This window comes from Rhodoferax sediminis, assembly GCF_006970865.1.
Taxonomy (GTDB): domain Bacteria; phylum Pseudomonadota; class Gammaproteobacteria; order Burkholderiales; family Burkholderiaceae_C; genus Rhodoferax_A; species Rhodoferax_A sediminis.
The window spans coordinates 2,079,283-2,094,680 of the sequence record NZ_CP035503.1; the positions used below are offsets into that span (position 1 = coordinate 2,079,283).

Annotated in this window: 17 protein-coding genes; 10 read left to right on the top strand and 7 right to left on the bottom strand. The window is 63.9% G+C overall.

Annotated elements, in window-relative coordinates:
- Positions 1-11: 11 nt before the first annotated feature.
- On the bottom strand, positions 12-284 hold the full coding sequence (locus EUB48_RS10025; protein WP_077561956.1) for an oxidative damage protection protein: 273 nt from the start codon (positions 282-284) through the stop codon (positions 12-14).
- A gap of 324 nt (positions 285-608) precedes the next feature.
- On the opposite strand from EUB48_RS10025, the gene EUB48_RS10030 reads away from it, so the two are divergent.
- From EUB48_RS10030 to EUB48_RS10055, 6 genes are all read left to right on the top strand, one after another.
- Positions 609-1,853 (top strand): ABC transporter substrate-binding protein, encoded by a 1,245-nt coding sequence (locus tag EUB48_RS10030; RefSeq protein WP_168226732.1) that lies wholly within the window; start codon positions 609-611, stop codon positions 1,851-1,853.
- A 19-nt stretch (positions 1,854-1,872) separates the two neighbouring features.
- Positions 1,873-2,637 carry an ABC transporter ATP-binding protein gene (locus EUB48_RS10035; protein ID WP_210411726.1) on the top strand — a complete coding sequence of 255 codons (765 nt, stop codon included), beginning with the start codon at positions 1,873-1,875 and terminating at the stop codon, positions 2,635-2,637.
- Positions 2,634-3,434 (top strand): ABC transporter ATP-binding protein, encoded by an 801-nt coding sequence (locus EUB48_RS10040; RefSeq protein ID WP_142818753.1) that lies wholly within the window; start codon positions 2,634-2,636, stop codon positions 3,432-3,434. The genes EUB48_RS10035 and EUB48_RS10040 overlap by 4 nt, the downstream gene beginning before the upstream one ends.
- On the top strand, positions 3,431-4,324 hold the full coding sequence (locus tag EUB48_RS10045) for a branched-chain amino acid ABC transporter permease (RefSeq protein WP_142818755.1): 894 nt from the start codon (positions 3,431-3,433) through the stop codon (positions 4,322-4,324). The genes EUB48_RS10040 and EUB48_RS10045 overlap by 4 nt, the downstream gene beginning before the upstream one ends.
- Positions 4,321-5,289, top strand: coding sequence for a branched-chain amino acid ABC transporter permease (locus tag EUB48_RS10050; RefSeq protein ID WP_142818757.1), 969 nt, complete (start codon positions 4,321-4,323; stop codon positions 5,287-5,289). Before EUB48_RS10045 ends, EUB48_RS10050 begins: the two co-directional genes overlap by 4 nt.
- Before the next feature lie 93 nt (positions 5,290-5,382).
- Positions 5,383-5,937, top strand: a complete 555-nt coding sequence (locus EUB48_RS10055; RefSeq protein WP_142818759.1) for an NADPH-dependent FMN reductase — start codon at positions 5,383-5,385, stop codon at positions 5,935-5,937.
- A gap of 75 nt (positions 5,938-6,012) precedes the next feature.
- Here the strand turns inward: EUB48_RS10055 and EUB48_RS10060 are convergent, their stop codons facing one another.
- The gene (locus EUB48_RS10060; protein ID WP_142818761.1) at positions 6,013-6,663 is read right to left on the bottom strand and encodes an FMN-dependent NADH-azoreductase; all 651 of its coding nucleotides are present in this window, start codon (positions 6,661-6,663) and stop codon (positions 6,013-6,015) included.
- Between the two features lie 171 nt (positions 6,664-6,834).
- Between EUB48_RS10060 and EUB48_RS10065 the strand changes: the two genes are divergently transcribed.
- The 4 genes from EUB48_RS10065 to EUB48_RS10075 all read left to right on the top strand — a co-directional run bounded on the left by EUB48_RS10065 (position 6,835) and on the right by EUB48_RS10075 (position 9,528).
- On the top strand, positions 6,835-7,731 hold the full coding sequence (locus tag EUB48_RS10065) for a LysR substrate-binding domain-containing protein (protein ID WP_142818763.1): 897 nt from the start codon (positions 6,835-6,837) through the stop codon (positions 7,729-7,731).
- Between the two features lie 130 nt (positions 7,732-7,861).
- Positions 7,862-8,017: a hypothetical protein gene (locus EUB48_RS21355; RefSeq protein WP_168226733.1), complete on the top strand. Its 156-nt coding sequence runs from the start codon at positions 7,862-7,864 to the stop codon at positions 8,015-8,017.
- Positions 8,018-8,115: 98 nt separating this feature from the next.
- Complete coding sequence (locus tag EUB48_RS10070) at positions 8,116-8,787, top strand: peroxiredoxin (protein WP_142818765.1); 672 nt, start codon at positions 8,116-8,118, stop codon at positions 8,785-8,787.
- 216 nt (positions 8,788-9,003) lie between these two features.
- A complete protein-coding gene (locus EUB48_RS10075; RefSeq protein WP_142818767.1) occupies positions 9,004-9,528 on the top strand; it encodes a disulfide bond formation protein B in 525 nt (174 codons plus the stop codon).
- On the opposite strand, the gene EUB48_RS10080 is transcribed toward EUB48_RS10075, so the two are convergent.
- The 5 genes from EUB48_RS10080 to argA form a co-directional block, all read right to left on the bottom strand.
- Positions 9,510-10,766, bottom strand: a complete 1,257-nt coding sequence (locus EUB48_RS10080; RefSeq protein WP_338052442.1) for an erythromycin esterase family protein — start codon at positions 10,764-10,766, stop codon at positions 9,510-9,512. The two genes, EUB48_RS10075 and EUB48_RS10080, sit on opposite strands and share 19 nt — an antisense overlap.
- 131 nt (positions 10,767-10,897) lie before the next feature.
- Positions 10,898-11,566 carry a phosphoribosyltransferase gene (locus tag EUB48_RS10085; RefSeq protein ID WP_142818771.1) on the bottom strand — a complete coding sequence of 223 codons (669 nt, stop codon included), beginning with the start codon at positions 11,564-11,566 and terminating at the stop codon, positions 10,898-10,900.
- On the bottom strand, positions 11,563-12,228 hold the full coding sequence (locus EUB48_RS10090; protein ID WP_210411756.1) for a dienelactone hydrolase family protein: 666 nt from the start codon (positions 12,226-12,228) through the stop codon (positions 11,563-11,565). Before EUB48_RS10090 ends, EUB48_RS10085 begins: the two co-directional genes overlap by 4 nt.
- Before the next feature lie 461 nt (positions 12,229-12,689).
- The gene (locus EUB48_RS10095) at positions 12,690-13,730 is read right to left on the bottom strand and encodes a PEP-CTERM sorting domain-containing protein (RefSeq protein WP_168226734.1); all 1,041 of its coding nucleotides are present in this window, start codon (positions 13,728-13,730) and stop codon (positions 12,690-12,692) included.
- Between the two features lie 255 nt (positions 13,731-13,985).
- Positions 13,986-15,335: an amino-acid N-acetyltransferase gene (argA, locus tag EUB48_RS10100; RefSeq protein ID WP_142818777.1), complete on the bottom strand. Its 1,350-nt coding sequence runs from the start codon at positions 15,333-15,335 to the stop codon at positions 13,986-13,988.
- Positions 15,336-15,398 lie beyond the last annotated feature (63 nt).

Here is a 15,398-nt window from a genome sequence, read left to right on the forward strand (position 1 = left end):
GTTGCGCGACGTTATGCGCTGGGCGGCACGTAGCCTTGCGCCGCCTCGGCGCCGGCGCCGAAGAAATGCGCCTCCATCTGGCGCGCCAGATATTGCCGTGCCCGCTGGTCGGCCAGGTTCAGCCGGTTCTCGTTGACCAGCATGGTCTGGTGCTTGAGCCAGGCAGCCCAGGCTTCCTTGCTGACGTTTTCCCACAGGCGCTTGCCGAGTTCGCCGGGATAAGGCGGGAAGTCGAGCCCTTCAGCCTCGCGGCCGAGTTTGATGCAGTGAACCATGCGTGCCATGAGAGAACCTTTTTAAAACAGACTTGATGCGACTCTATCAATGTTTTGGCTCACGCGGCCAGGGCCGAGGGTGAAATCCGTATCCGTTGCCCGGGTGTCGCCGGCCATCGCGGGCCACAAGAGCGGGTGCACTGCGGCGCATCGGCGGAACTAAATGTAAACCTGTGCCGTCGAAGGTTTCCGGAGACCCGCGACCGTTCCGACCAGGCCATCAATGTCTGGGGAGATCCGAGTGCTGCGTCGACGACCCGATTGGCCGCCGTGGTGGCCTGTTGCGGTCAATTTGATGCATTTACTTTGGAGGTGCTCGATATGTTGAAGAAAATGACTCTCGCCGGAATTGCCATCGGTGCCCTGAGTGGCAGCACTGCCTTCGCGGCTTGCACAACCACGATCGGGAGCGTGATGTCGCTGACCGGCTCGCTCGGCGTACTCGGCCAGAAGATCGCGCAGGGCGCGCAACTGGGGATCGCCGACCTGAACAGCGCGGGCGGTGCCAATGGCTGCACGCTCCAGCTGTCGCTGCTGGATGATCAAACCAGCCCCTCGGTCGGCGTTGATGCCGCCAAGAAACTGGTCGACGTGCAGCAGGTGCCGGCCATCATCGGCGCGCTGTCCAGCGGCGTGAGCGCGGCGATTTTGACCGCGGTGACGGTGCCGGGCAAGGTGGTGCAGATATCGCCCGCCTCGACCTCACCCACTTTCACCGAGCTCGCCGAGCAGGGCAAGACCGGCGGTTACTGGTTCCGTACCACGCCATCGGACGCGCTGCAAGGCGTGGCCATGGCCAAGGTCGCGCGCGATGCCGGGTTCAAGAAAGTGGCCATTCTGTATCTCAACAATGCCTACGGGCAGGGACTGAGCAAGGAGTTCGCCAACGGCTTCGCCAGGCTGGGCGGCAGCGTCACGGAAAACGTCGTGTACAACCCGAGCCAGCCGTCCTACCGTTCGGAAGTCAGCAAGGCGCTGAGTCCGGCGCCCGACGCATTGTTCCTGATCGGCTACCCTGGGGACGGCACCACGATCACGCGCGAGTGGATCGCCGCCGGTGGCCCGCAAAAGTTCCTGTTCCCCGACGGGCTGGAGTCGCAGGACTTCGTCAACGATGTCGGTGTCCAGTACATGAAGAACGTGCACGGCACCGCGGCGGGCTCGTCCAAGACGCCCTCGCTGGGGACCTTCCAGACGGAGTACCAGGCGAAGTTCGGCTCGCTGCCGACCCAGGCCTACATCCCGAATGCCTACGATGCGACGGTGCTGGTCGGGCTCGCGATGGAGCAGGCCAGGAGCAACAAGGCGGACGCGATCCGCGACAGCATGCGCAAGGTCACCGATCCGAAGGGCGAAAAAATCTACGCCGGCGCAGCCGACCTGAAGAAGGCAGCGCAGCTGCTGTCCCAGGGCAGAACCATCCAGTACATCGGTGCCTCGGGACCGCTGCAGTTCGACAAGAACGGCGACATCGACGCGCCGATGGCGGTCTGGAGCGTGAGCGACCAGGGCAAGGTGCAGCTGACCGGCATGGTGACGGTCGAGCAGATTGCCGAGCTGCGCTCCCAGGCCAAATAGACGGCCCGACGGACAGGAGGTGCCTGTGCTTGAGGTGGGCGATCTGGTCAAGGAGTTCGGCGGGTTGCGCGCCGTGGACGGTGTGTCGTTCACGCTCGCGGCGCACACCATCACCGGGCTGATCGGGCCCAACGGCGCAGGCAAGACCACGCTGTTCAATACCATCGCCGGCGTGCACCGGCCGAGCTCGGGATCGATCTCGTTTCTCGGCCGGCGCATCGGCGGCCTGCCGCCGCACCGCATCTTTCATGCGGGCCTGGTGCGCACCTTCCAGATCCCGCGCCCTTTCGCCGGCATGACGGTGCTGGAGAACACCATGCTGGTTCCGGCAGGACAGGCCGGCGAGCGCTTCTGGAACAACTGGTTTGCGCGCAGTCAGGTGCGCGCCCAGGAACGAGCCGGGCGCGAACGTGCGCGCGAGGTGCTGGATTTCGTTGGCCTTGAGCGCCTGTCGGGCGAATATGCGAAGAATCTCTCGGGCGGGCAGCAAAAGCTGCTGGAGCTGGCGCGCGTGCTGATGGCCGAACCCCAGCTGATCCTGCTTGACGAGCCCGGCGCGGGAGTCAATCCGACGCTGCTCGTGACCATCATGGACAAGCTGCGCGAGCTCCATGCGCGCGGCATCACCTTCCTGATCATCGAGCACAACATGGACTTGATCATGAACCTGTGCAATCCGGTGCTGGTCATGGCACAAGGCCGTCTTCTGATGGAAGGTCCGCCCGAGGTGGTGCGCAACGATCCGCGGGTGCTCGAGGCGTATCTGGGCGGGGTGCTGGCATGAGCGCGGCCGCGACCTCCCCGCATGCGCCCACCGGCACGGCGGCCTCCACGGGCGGGGCCGGGCAGGTGCAGCCGGCGCTGCGCGTGCGAGATCTGGTGTCCGGCTACGCACCAGGGGTCGACATCCTGCGCGGTATCGGACTCGAGGTGCGGCGTGGCGAGATCGTCACCGTGCTCGGCCCGAACGGCGCCGGCAAGTCGACCCTGATCAAGACCATCGCCGGCCTGGTGCCGGTGCGCAGCGGGCAGGTGCTGCTGCATGGTCAAAACCTTGTTGGTGTGCCGGCGCACCGGATGGTGGGCCGCGGCCTGGCGTATGTACCGCAGACCGACAACATCTTCGCGCGCATGTCGATCGAGGAAAACCTGCAGATGGGCGCCTGTGCACGCCATGACCACGCCGGCGTCGGTGAGGACATCGCGCGCATGTACGAGCTGTTCCCGCGGCTGCGCGAGCGCCGCCGCCAGGCGGCCGGCACGCTGTCGGGCGGCGAGCGGCAAATGGTCGCGGTGGCGCGCGCGCTGATGGCGCGCCCCACCGTGCTGATGCTCGACGAACCTTCGGCGGGCCTGTCGCCGAAGCTGGTGGGTGTGGTGTTCGCCAAGGTGCGCCAGGTGCGCGAGCTGGGCGTGACGATGCTGATCGTGGAGCAGAACGCGAAAGCGGCGCTGGCCATTTCCGATCGCGGCTATGTGCTGGCGCAAGGGCGCGAGCAGGTGAGTGGCGACGCGCGCGAGCTGCTCGCGAACCCCGAGGTCGGCGCGCTCTACCTCGGCATCCGGCGGGGGCTGTCATGATCGCGCAGTACGCTGCCGACGGCATTGTGCTGGGTGTCACGCTGGCGCTGGGCGCGATCGGTCTCACGCTGACCTACAACATCCTGCGCTTTGCCAATTTCGCGCATGGCGAATTCCTCACCTTCGGCGCCTACTTCGCGCTGGTCTTCGTGTCATTCCTGGCCGGCGGCCAGAGCCTGGGGCCGCTGACCTTTGGCTGGAGCTTCCTGGCGGCGATTGCCTGCGCAGTGCTGCTGACGGCGCTGCTCGCGCTGATCCTGGACTGGCTGCTGTACCGGCCGCTGCGCAAGAGCGACGTCGCGGTGGCGCTGGTCATCGCCTCGTTCGGCGCGTCCCTGATGCTGCGTAACCTCGTGGTGTTCGTCTGGGGGTCGCAGCCCGAATACTACACACGCGGCATCGCGATTGCGCGCGAAATCATGCCGGGCGTACGCCTGAGTGCCAACGAGGTCTTTGTGGTGCTGCTGACCGCGCTGCTCATGCTGGCACTGCACCTGTTTCTGAGCCGCACCCTGCTTGGCAAGCAGATGCGCGCCGTGTCGGACAACCCGGCGCTGGCGCAGGTCACCGGCATCGACGTGCGCCGCGTCGTGCGCTGGACCTGGATCATTGGTGGCGGGCTGGCAGCCGTAGCCGGCGTGATGTTCGGCCTGACGGTGCAAATCTCGCCCGAGATGGGATTCAACCTGATCCTGCCGATGTTTGCCGCCGCCATCCTGGGCGGCATCGGCAGCGTCTACGGCGCGGTGCTCGGCGGTCTGATCATCGGTCTGGCGCAGTCGCTGTCGGTGCCGCTGATTGGCGCCGAATACAAGCCTGCGGTGGCCTTTGGGCTGATGTTCCTGATTCTGCTGGTCTATCCAAAGGGCATCCTGGGAGAGAAATCATGACCGGCATCACGTCCTACCTCGTGTTCTTCCTGATCCAGGCGCTGGTCTTCGTCGTTGTCTGCCTGGGGCTGAACCTGCAATGGGGTTACACGGGCCTGTTCAACATCGGCGTGTCCGGCTTCTTTCTCGTGGGCGCGTACGCCTTTGCGATCCTGTGCGGGCCACCCTATGCGAGCCATCTGGGCGGTTATGGCCTGCCGTTCCTGGTGGGGCTGGCCGGCAGCGTCGTGGCTTCGGGACTGGTGGCCTTCATTGTCGGCATTCCGACGCTGCGCCTGCGCGAGGACTATCTCGCGATCGTCACCATCGGGATCGGCAGCATCCTGCAGTTGATCGCACTCAACGCACACCTTCTCACCGGTGGCAGCCAGGGCGTCACCAGCATTCCGCGGCCGCTTCCCGGCCTGGTGGGTGGCGTGTTCAGCCGCAACCTGCTGATGCTCGCGTTGATGGTCGTCGTCGTGCTGATTCTTTATGGCGCGCTGGAAGCCATGGTGCGCTCGCCCTGGGGCCGGGTGCTCAAGGCGATCCGCGAAGACGAGCAGGCCGCCGCCTCGCTCGGCAAGAATGCCTTCGGCTTTCGCCTGCAGTCCTTTGTCATCGGCTCGGCCATCATGGGGCTGGGCGGCGCGCTCTATGCCAGTTTCATCGGCTTCATCAGCCCGGAGGATTTTTTGCCTATTCTGACCTTCCAGATCTGGAGCATGCTGATCGTCGGCGGCAGTGGCAATAACAAGGGCGCGGTGCTTGGCGCCGTGCTGATGTGGGCCGTGTGGACTCTGAGCGGCAGTGCTGCCCAGGTACTGTTGCCCGCCACGCTGCAGGTCAAGGGCGGTGCTGCGCAAATCATGCTGATCGGGCTGATGCTGATGCTGATGCTGGTGTTTCGCCCGCGCGGGCTGATCGGCGAGGAGGCGGTGGTGTCGCACGGCGCCGAGATCGAGGCGCCGGGCAAATCGGGATGACGGCCCGGGCCGGTCTGCCGGTGCAGGCGGGTGGCCGGCGCCGCATAATGGTCCCTCGGTTTTCCCACCGTTCAATTTTTAACTGGAGGCCTCATGAGCCAATACAACATTGCCCTGATCGTCGGCAGCCTGCGCAAGGACTCGTTCAACAAGAAACTGGCGCATGCGCTGACCGGGATGGCGCCCAAGGAGTTCACGTTCACGCAGGTGCGGATCGACGATTTACCCCTGTACAACCAGGACGATGACGCGAACCAGGCGGCCAGCGTGAAGCGCCTGAAGTCGGAAATCCAGGCCGCCCAGGGCCTGCTGTTTGTCACGCCGGAATACAACCGCTCGATACCGGGCGTGCTCAAGAACGCGATCGACAACGCATCGCGCCCCTACGGGCAAAGCGCATGGGCGGGCAAGCCGGCCGGCGTGATTGGCATCTCGGTCGGCGCGATTGGCACGGCCATGGCGCAGCAGCACCTGCGCAATGTGCTGGCCTACCTGAACGTGCCCACGCTGGGTCAGCCCGAAGCCTTCGTGCAGGCCAAGCAAGGCCTGTTCGATGCCGCCGGCAACATTGGCATCGAGGACACGAAAAAATTCCTGCAGGGTTGGGTGGACCAGTTTGTGGCCTGGGTGAAAATTCACAACGCCTGATTGGCGGCGACCGCGTGCCGCTTCCTACGAAAAAAAGCCCGCTATGCGGGCTTTTTTGTGCGCACCAGGCAGGCGTCAGGCTGCGATGGCGGCCTGCGGCTGGTTCGCCGCATCGGCGATCAGGGCCTTGATGTCCCGGCCGGCGGTGGCCAGTGCCGCGGACTTCTGGGCCTCGCCCATGGCGATGCCCTCGGCACGCACGAAGCGCACGTCGGTGATGCCGAAGAAGCCGAACACCGTCTGCAGGTAACTTTCCTGATGTTCCATGGCGCGGCCGCCCTCGCTGGTGGAATACACGCCGCCGCGGCTGGAGACCACGATCACGGTTTTGCCGGTGGCCAGGCCGACCGGGCCTTTTTCGGTGTAGGTGAAGGTGCGGCCGGCTTGCGCGATGCGGTCGATCCAGGCCTTGAGCTGAGTCGGGATCGCGAAGTTGTACATGGGCGCGCCCACCACGATCACGTCGGCGGCGAGGAATTGCGTGACCAGCGCTTCCGACAGCGCGTTTTCACGTTTTTGCACGTCCGTGAGGTTTTCGCCCTGCGGGCCGAGGCGGAAACCCAGCGAATCCACCGACAGGTGGCTGGGCGCGTCGGCGGCCAGGTCCAGATAGTCGACGCTGGTGCCGGGATGGCTGGCCAGCCATTCGGCGACGGTCTGTTTCGTCAATTGGCGCGAAACCGAGTTGCCGCCCAGAACGCTGGAGTCGATGTGTAACAGTTTCATGATGCGTGTTCCTTGAATGCGTGATGAATAGAACGGATGGCCGTATGACTGCGGTCCACTTGATGAAGCGACGTCAATTGCCATGGATAGATTGTGTGGATGAACTCATTTATTGATAAGTCGGCAAAACTGCGATAGATTGTCCTATTGGTAGAACAATAAGGGCGTTCGATGCAAGACCTGAATGACATGCTGTACTTCACCGAGGTGGTGGCGTCGGGTGGTTTTGCGGCGGCGGGGCGCACGCTGGGTCTGCCCAAATCACGGCTGTCGCGGCGTGTGGCCGACCTGGAAGGTCGGCTCGGCGTGCGCTTGCTGCAGCGCACCACGCGCAAGCTCTCGCTGACCGCCGTAGGCGAGGTTTATTACCGCCACTGCGTTGCCATGTGTGACGAAGCCCGGGCGGCCGACGACGCCGTGGCACAGGCGCAGAGCGAGCCGCGCGGCACCATCCATGTGACCTGCCCGGTGACGCTGGCGCAGACCGTGCTCGGGCCGATCCTGCCGCAATTTCTGGCGCGGCATCCGCAGGTCAGGCTGGACATGGAGGTCAGCAACCGGGTGGTGGATCTGGTGGAAGACGGGGTGGACGTGGCCCTGCGCGTGCGCCCGTCCACGGCCGACAGCGGCAGCCTGGTCGTCAAGCAGCTTGGCACCACCCAAAGCCTGCTGGTGGCCAGCCCGGCGCTATTGGCGCGCCAGCAGCGGCCCGCGGCGCCCGGCGATCTGGCGCGGCTCGACACGGTGGCCATGTCCGCCAGCGACGGCCGCACGAGCTGGAAGCTGTTGGGTCCCGGCGGCGCCGAGCATCTGTTCCAGCACCAGCCGCGCTTTGTGGCGGACGATTTGCTCACACTCAAGTTCGCCGTGCTGGCCGCGGTCGGCTTTTGCATACTGCCCGACTACATGTGCCGCGACGAATTGCGGGACGGGCGGCTGATCTCCGTGCTGCCCGGCTGGGAGCCACCGCCCGCCGTGGTGCATGCGGTGTTCCCGTCGCGGCGCGGGCTGCTGCCTGCGGTGCGGACTTTTCTGGATTTTCTCGGCGACAACCTGCCAGGCCGGTGACAGGCAGTGTGGGGGGTGAAGTAGCTGCCCGCAACACTCTTGATGGAGCTTTACAGGACTTCACAGGGCCGGTCGTACGCGCGGGTGTCGGCTTGGGTGTTAATTGGGCATCACCAATTGGAGTCTCTTCATGAAAATTGCCATCCTGGTTATCGCGCTTGCCGCCTCCCTCACCGGTTGTGCGATCGTCCCTTACGGCCCCTATGGTGCCTATGGCCCTGCCGTGGTCGTAAGTCCCGGCTATTACGGTCACGGCCACTACGGACGAGGCCATTACGGGCGGTAAGCCTGAAATTCGTTATATAAAAATACTGTAGTTTGAAATTTTCCACTGGCTCGCCACAATATATGGCTAGTCCATTACTCAACTGAAAGGAGTTAACCATGACGACTCTAAGGCTTGGCGACATCGCCCCTGATTTCGAGGCCGAAACCACCGAAGGCAAGATCAGCTTTCACAAGTGGCTCGGCGACTCTTGGGGTGTGTTGTTCTCGCACCCCAAAGATTTCACGCCGATCTGCACCACCGAGCTCGGCTTCATGGCGGGCAGCAAGGCGGAGTACGACAAACGCCATGCCAAGATCCTTGCGGTTTCAGTCGACTCCGTGGCGGACCACAAGAGTTGGGCCAAGGACATCGGCGAGACCCAGGGGACGGCGCCGAACTATCCCATCATTGCCGATACCGATTTCAAGGTCGCCAAGCTCTACGGCATGCTGCCCGCCGGCGCCTCGGGTGACGTGTCCAAGCGTACGCCGGTGGACAACCAGACCGTGCGCAACGTCTTCCTGATCGACCCCGACAAGAAGATCTGCCTGATCCTGATCTACCCGATGAGCGTAGGGCGCAACTTCAACGAGATTTTGCGTGCACTCGATGCACTGCAATTGACGCGCAAGCACAAGGTGGGCACGCCGGCGAACTGGTCGGTCGAGGGTGCCAGCGCCGACGTCGTGATCTCCGCCTCGGTATCCGATGCCGATGCCGAGAAGCTCTTCCCGAAGGGCTTCAAGAAACTGAAGCCGTATCTGCGCACGACGCCTGACCCACGGTAATTGTTCGCCCTGCGCTGATTACCAAAACCGCCTCAGTACCTCTGGGGCGGTTTTTTTGGGGCCGGCTCCTCATGCGAACGAGCAGTAGCTGGAACTAATTCCTTGAAACAACAACAAAACGCGGACAACGGCAAAAAGAATGCCACGATGATGGCGCCGATTTCTGCGCAACAATCGTCCCCTACGGTTTGTCGCCGCTTTTGTTGAGGGATATCGATGTTATTGAACTGGTTTGATGCGGCACCACGCCGCGTATTGGCAGCGGTCTGCCTGATTTCAGTGGCGCTGCTGGCCTTTGGCCTGTACCTGCAGCATGTGGTCGGGCTGGACCCGTGCCCGATGTGCATTGTGCAGCGGTATGCTCTTGTTTTGATAGCTATCATCGCAGGCGTAACCTCGGCATCAGGCCGAAAAGGCGTGCAAATCTCGGGTGCCGTGCTGCTCCTCTTGAGCGCCGGCTTTGGCGCCTTTGTGGCAGCGCGCCAGAGCTGGTTGCAGTGGTACCCGCCCGAAGTCGTCTCCTGCGGGCGCGACTTCTACGGCATGATCGAAACCTTCCCGCTCAAGCGCGCCCTGCCCATGATTTTCCGGGGCGGCGGCGACTGTACCAAGGTGGACTGGACCTTCCTGGGCGGCTCGATCGCCAACTGGTCGTTCCTGTGCTTTTGCGCCGTGGTCCTGGTCAGCCTGCTGCTGATTGCGCGGACGGCGCGGCGGCCTCACTACAAGCCTGAAGGATAGGTTTCCGGCGCCTCGCCCCGATCCCATTCCACGTTCATCTCCAGCGGCTCGAGCGCGTGCGTTTCGTCCAGATGGATGATGGCGTCGAACTGGGCTGGCAGCCGCGTGTGGAAGTAGTGGCTCTGGCGTTCGGTCTGCGGGTGGTAGATCACCCCGATCGCCCGCTGCAGCCGGGGCGCGGCCAGCAACTGGCGCAGCGGCGGGTTGCCGCGCAGCGGCAGCCAGAAGCGCGTCTGCCCGCACTGGTGGAACAACTCCTCGAAGCTGCCTGGCAAGCCGTGACGCACCCGTTTCCTGTGCGGCGGCGCGTCCCATTCGGAAGCCGCCGTCACGCTGCCGTGGTAGGTGCTGAAGCCGACCAGCGTGGCCTCGTCGCCATATCGGTCGCGCACCAACTGGCCCACATTCCATTCGCCCATCTCGCCCATCTCGGTGGCGCCGGCATCGCCCAGGTGCGAGTTGTGGGCCCAGACGGCCAGGCGCGGCGGCGCAGCGCCGCGGACAGTGAGATGGCGGTCCAGCGCCTGCAGCGTCTCCACCATGTGGCTGTCACGCAGGTTCCATGACGAGACGCGGCCGTGGAACATGGAGCGGTAGTACTCCTCGGCATTGCGCACCAGGCGCGCATTCTGCTGGGCGAAAAAGGCCTCGTCACGCTCCAGGCCCGGCGTCGCCGGGAATTTGGCCGCCCGCTGGTTCATGTCGCGCAGCTGCTGCACGACCTCGTCCTCGCAGATCGGCTTCAGGCCGAAGCTGGCGGCGTAACCATAAGCCTGGCTGTCTTCGTGCGCATGGTCGAAGCACGCATAGCGCGTACGAGCCCGGGCCGCAGCTTGCGGGTCGACCCGGTCCAGGTAGGCCAGCACTGCCTGTATCGAGGTAAAAAGGCTGTACAGGTCGATGCCGTAAAAGCCGACCCGGCGGGAAGAGGGCAGGCCGCGATTGTGCTCGCGCAGCCATTCCACGAAGTCACGCACCACGGTGTTGCGCCACATCCAGGTGGGAAAACGCTTGAAGCCCGACAGTGCGGCATCCGCATCCACGTCTTCGCCCAGTCCGCGCACATAGCGGTTGACGCGCCAGGCGTCGGGCCAGTCCGCCTCGACGGCCACTGCGGTAAAGCCCTTGTCGACGATCAGGCGCCGCGTGATGGCGGCGCGATCGGCATAGAACTCCTGCGTCCCATGCGAGGCCTCACCCAGCAGGGCGAAGCGGCTCGCGCCGATCAGTTCCAGCAAGCCGTCGTATTCGCCGTCGCTGCCGTCCAGCAGACCGAGGTGGGGGAGCAGGCCCGCCAGCAGCGGGTCGGCGCGCTGCGCATGCGCGGGGGGTGATGTGTTGTTGCCATGGCCGCGACTCCTGTGTCGTCTTACCGCGCATCGTGCGCATGCTCGCGCCGCGCTTGCTCAAGCAGCGTGCGCACCTCGTCGTCGCTTGCCTGCGGGAAGTCTTCGTACCACAGGCCCACGGCACGAAATGGCTCGGGCATGGCGGCGCACACGATCTCATCGGCCTGGTCCTGCAGGGCCTCGCAGGTATCCCGTGCGCCGACCGGCACCGCCACCACCAGGTGGGCCGGATGCTGTTGGCGGATGGCCAGCAGAGCCGCCCGCATGGTGGAGCCGGTGGCCAGGCCGTCGTCGACCACGATGACGGTGCGCCCGCGCAGCGGCACGCCGGGCCGCTGGCTGCGGTAGAGCTGTTCCCTGCGCACCAGTTCGACCTGTTCGCGCTCGATCACCGCCGCTATTGCCTGCGGCGAGATATTGGCGCCCGGCAGCGGGTTCATGACGCGCACGCCGCCGCTGGCGATGGCGCCCATGGCGTATTCCTCATGCCCGGGATAGCCGAGCTTGCGCACCACGAAGACATCCAGCGGCGCCTGCAATGCGCACGCCACTTCAAACCCTACAGCCACCCCGCCGCGCGGCAGGGCCAGCACCAGCAGGCCCGGCCGGCCCCGATAGTGCTCCAGCTTCTCGGCCAGCACGCGGCCGGCCTGGTGGCGGTCGTGATAGGGCAGTTGGTCGGCTGTCATGATGCGTGCGCCGTCACGGTGAGGTGCGCCGCGAACCACGCGGCGGCCAGCGCCGCGGCCTGCTCCAGCGTGCCGGGTTCCTCGAACAGGTGGCTGGCGCCGGGCACGATGGCCAGCTGCTTCTCGCATCGCAGCAGCGCGCAGGCCTGCTCATTGAGCTCGATGACGTCATGATCGACGCCACCGACAATCAGCAAGGTGGGCGCGGTGACGGCGGCGAGCGCTGCCGGGCCGGCCAGATCGGGCCGCCCGCCGCGCGACACCACCGCCTGGATCCCCCCGCCCAGCCGCGCGGCGGCAATCAAGGCCGCGGCGCTGCCGGTGCTGGCGCCGAAGTAGCCGATACCCGCGTACCGCAGGCCCGGCTGCGTGAGCGCCCAGGCCGTGGCATCCTGCATCCGCCGTGTCAGCAGCGGAATGTCGAAGCGGTGTTCGCGTGTGTGGACATCCACCTGCTCTTCCTGCGCTGTGAGCAGGTCGAACAGCAAGGTGGCGATGCCGCGCAGTTGCAGTTGCCGGGCAACGTAGCGGTTGCGGGCGCTGTGCCGCCCGCTGCCGCTGCCATGGGCGAACAGCACCAGCCCGTCGAACGTTGGCGGCTGGGCCAAGTCGCCCTGCAGCCACACCTTGCCCGAGGGAATTCGCACCTCACGGCTCGAAATCGCGGATGTCGTGTTGTCCATCACCTTCTCAGGGCCGGCGGGGTCCTGCCTCGAAAATCAGGTACCGCGCAATGCAGACCATGGCAGATCATTTCCCGTTTTGCGCAAAAAGTCCAATACGATCGAGAGGCTCATTTTTTGAAGAAAATAGGCGTCCAGCCCTCATGGAACAGCAGCATGTTGCTATGAAAAAAGGAGTAACACCGCCTGAGCGCGAGTAGGGCGCTTGATCTGAATCAACTGCCGGGCGCAAGCGCGCTGTGGCCCAAAAACCGTGCAATACCATCGGCGTCCTTTACGACTGGACTCGTTTAGTGCAGGTGGTGCAGATAGGTTTAATTTCAGATTTCTGGAGAGGGGAGCATGAAGCTGATGCTTTTCCCGGAAAAGCTTGAAGAAGACACGCCATGAAAAAAGGCCCCGACTGGGGCCCTTCTCTTGATGCTGTCACTGAACCAGCGTCAAACTTTCCGGCGCCGCGACGTCACGGCCAAGCCTAGCAAGCCGAGTGCCAGCAAGCTGAGAATCCCGGGTTCTGGTACTTGCGCGACGGTGGTTGATGTCCCGATGAACAACTGCTCGTAGCCGTTATTGGCATCGCGGCCGATACATGCCCCTACGCCCGCCGTCCCACCGTTGGTACCAACAGTGGCCGGATCGCAACCGAAGCGAAGGTCAACATGAATGTCGGTGTAGCCAGAGAACAACCCGTTACTCCAGGACGTCAGAAAAGCGTTCAGTTCAGGTGCATCAATGGCATAGGCAGCCTGGTTGGCACCCAGGTTGTTGTTGATAGGGCCAGCGGTGTGGGGACTGCTGCAGGAAACGGGAATAACGCCATTCAAGCAGATCGCCCCGCCGGAGAGGACGTAATCCGTGGCGCCATTGGTGCCCGCGATCGGCCCTGCTCCGGTGGAGGTGTAAGCCCCGACGTCGCCCATAAATACGCCGCCTCCGCCTTCTGTAAACAGGGCGTATGGGCCGTCCCGATTGGTGAAGTCGAAATACTTTGTGGTCTGGCCCGCTCCGGTCAAACTGATCTGCGCCCAGACCGCGACATTCTGGTTGGTCGAGGCGCCACTGTTGACCTGGTTGTTATTGAAGAAGAAAAGCGGATTGTTGGCGCCCAGGAATCCAGTGAATGCCGCCAGCGTACTGTTCCAGATGCCAGAGAAGAAGTTGCTGCCGCCCGACCCGTTCGGAGTCGACAAGGCATTGTCCATCCCGGGCAGATTCGTATTTACAGGCCCGCCGCTGGCTCCCGTGGCAACCACGATCAGATCCTTGATTGCCCCTGGCGTGGAACTGACATAGTAAGGGCTACCCGGTCCGGTGCTGCCGGCGATAGTGCCGTCGACCTGCAGCGCATACGAATTGGCATCGCCATAGGTGACGTAGCTCGCACCCGAAAGATCAAGAGTGGCTTGCGCGGGCGCTGCAAACCCTGCTGTCAGCGCCGCTCCCACGGCCAGTAACTGAAATTTTCTGCTTGAAATCTTCATGAACATCTCACTTGATTGAGATACCAGTTCCAGGGAATCTGGATTGCAAAGGTATTACGCAACAATTAGCAACATCTATGCCTATAGTAATAACGTTATACAAATCAATGGCTTGTGGACTTTTGGCCGATTTGATTTGTCATCATGTAAAAAAAATCGACAAAATCTGAGCCGAGGCGCACCGCAATAGCCCGGCGCAGGGCATCGCGATGATCGGCCGTAGCAGTGCCGGTGTTCGAAACCGGGAGTGACTTTTCAGCCCAGCTTTTTGACCAGCACCTGGCTCCTGCGGTCCCAGTTGTACTTGCGCTTGCGCGCCTCGGGCAGCCAGTCGGGATCGACCACCTCAAAACCGCGCTTGAGGAACCAGTGCATGGTGCGGGTGGTCAGCACAAAAATGCTTTGCAGGCCGGCGGCGCGCGCGCGCTGCTCGATGCGCTTCAAGACTTTTTCGCCATCGCCCTGGCCCTGGCTTTGCGGCGACACGGTGAGAGCCGCCATCTCCCCCGTCCTGGCCTCGGGATAGGGGTAAAGCGCGGCGCAGGCGAAGATCACGCCGTCGTGCTCCAGCACGGTGTAGAGGCTGGCATCGCGCTCGATTTCGGTGCGGCTGCGCTTGACCAGGGTGCCATCGTTCTCAAACGGCTCGATCAGCTGCGCGATGCCGCCCACGTCGTCGGCGCTGGCCTCGCGCAGGCTCTCCAGCTTCTCGTCGATCACCATGGTGCCAATGCCGTCGTGCACATAGACTTCCAGCAGCAGCGAGCCATCCACCGCAAACGGCAGGATATGGCTGCGCTCCACGCCCCCCTTGCAGGCTTTCACGCAGTGCTGCAGGTAGAACGCGGTGTCGGTCGGGTGCTGGCCGGGAGGCGACTGGGCCAGCAACTGCTCGGCGGCGGCCAGCGGCAGTTCGGTGTCGATGGGATTGTCTTCGCTCTCGGGCTCGCCCGGCTTGACGCGAATGCCGGGGACTTCGGTCACGAAGATCAGCTTGTCGGCCTGCAGCGCGATCGCCACCGAGGTGGTGACTTCTTCCATGGTCAGGTTGAAGGCCTCGCCCGTGGGCGAAAAACCGAATGGCGAGATGAGCACCATGGCGCCGAAATCGAGCGTGCGCGTGATCCCCGCCACGTCCACCTTGCGCACCACGCCTGAATGCTGGAAGTCCACGCCGTCCACGATGCCCACGGGACGCGCCGTGATGAAGTTGCCCGAGATCATGCGCACGGTGGAGCCCGCCATCGGCGTGTTGGGCAGGCCCTGGCTGAAGGCGGCCTCGATTTCGTAGCGCAACTGGCCGGCGGCTTCCTGGGCGCAGTCGAGCGCGACCTCGTCGGTGATGCGGATGCCGTGCGAATACCTTGCAGCGTGCCCCTTGGCCTTGAGTTGTTCGGTCACCTGCGGGCGAAACCCATGCACCAGCACGAGCTTGACGCCCAGGCTGCGAATCAGCGCCAGGTCCTGCGCCAGGTTTTGCAGCTTGCCGGCCGCAATGGCTTCGCCGCAGATGCCCACGACAAAGGTCTTGCCCCGATGCATGTGGATGTAAGGCGCCACCGAGCGGAACCAGGGAACGAAGGTGAAGTTGAAGACGGTAGACATGCGCGGCAGGCAATCAAAGGAAAGGGCGGGGGTGGGTCGGCAACGGGGGGACGTGCGGCGGGG

What these genes read in the sequence shown, in the direction of transcription:
- EUB48_RS10030 (WP_168226732.1), top strand. Translation starts at nt 609, where the DNA reads ATGACTCTCGCCGGAATTGCCATCGGTGCCCTGAGTGGCAGCACTGCC.
- EUB48_RS10085 (WP_142818771.1), bottom strand. Translation starts at nt 11,566, where the DNA reads ATGACAGCCGACCAACTGCCCTATCACGACCGCCACCAGGCCGGCCGC.
- EUB48_RS10070 (WP_142818765.1), top strand. Translation starts at nt 8,116, where the DNA reads ATGACGACTCTAAGGCTTGGCGACATCGCCCCTGATTTCGAGGCCGAA.
- EUB48_RS10050 (WP_142818757.1), top strand. Translation starts at nt 4,321, where the DNA reads ATGACCGGCATCACGTCCTACCTCGTGTTCTTCCTGATCCAGGCGCTG.
- EUB48_RS10060 (WP_142818761.1), bottom strand. Translation starts at nt 6,663, where the DNA reads ATGAAACTGTTACACATCGACTCCAGCGTTCTGGGCGGCAACTCGGTT.
- argA (WP_142818777.1), bottom strand. Translation starts at nt 15,335, where the DNA reads ATGTCTACCGTCTTCAACTTCACCTTCGTTCCCTGGTTCCGCTCGGTG.
- EUB48_RS10040 (WP_142818753.1), top strand. Translation starts at nt 2,634, where the DNA reads ATGAGCGCGGCCGCGACCTCCCCGCATGCGCCCACCGGCACGGCGGCC.
- EUB48_RS10055 (WP_142818759.1), top strand. Translation starts at nt 5,383, where the DNA reads ATGAGCCAATACAACATTGCCCTGATCGTCGGCAGCCTGCGCAAGGAC.
- EUB48_RS10025 (WP_077561956.1), bottom strand. Translation starts at nt 284, where the DNA reads ATGGCACGCATGGTTCACTGCATCAAACTCGGCCGCGAGGCTGAAGGG.
- EUB48_RS10065 (WP_142818763.1), top strand. Translation starts at nt 6,835, where the DNA reads ATGCAAGACCTGAATGACATGCTGTACTTCACCGAGGTGGTGGCGTCG.
- EUB48_RS10045 (WP_142818755.1), top strand. Translation starts at nt 3,431, where the DNA reads ATGATCGCGCAGTACGCTGCCGACGGCATTGTGCTGGGTGTCACGCTG.
- EUB48_RS10095 (WP_168226734.1), bottom strand. Translation starts at nt 13,730, where the DNA reads ATGAAGATTTCAAGCAGAAAATTTCAGTTACTGGCCGTGGGAGCGGCG.
- EUB48_RS10075 (WP_142818767.1), top strand. Translation starts at nt 9,004, where the DNA reads ATGTTATTGAACTGGTTTGATGCGGCACCACGCCGCGTATTGGCAGCG.
- EUB48_RS21355 (WP_168226733.1), top strand. Translation starts at nt 7,862, where the DNA reads ATGAAAATTGCCATCCTGGTTATCGCGCTTGCCGCCTCCCTCACCGGT.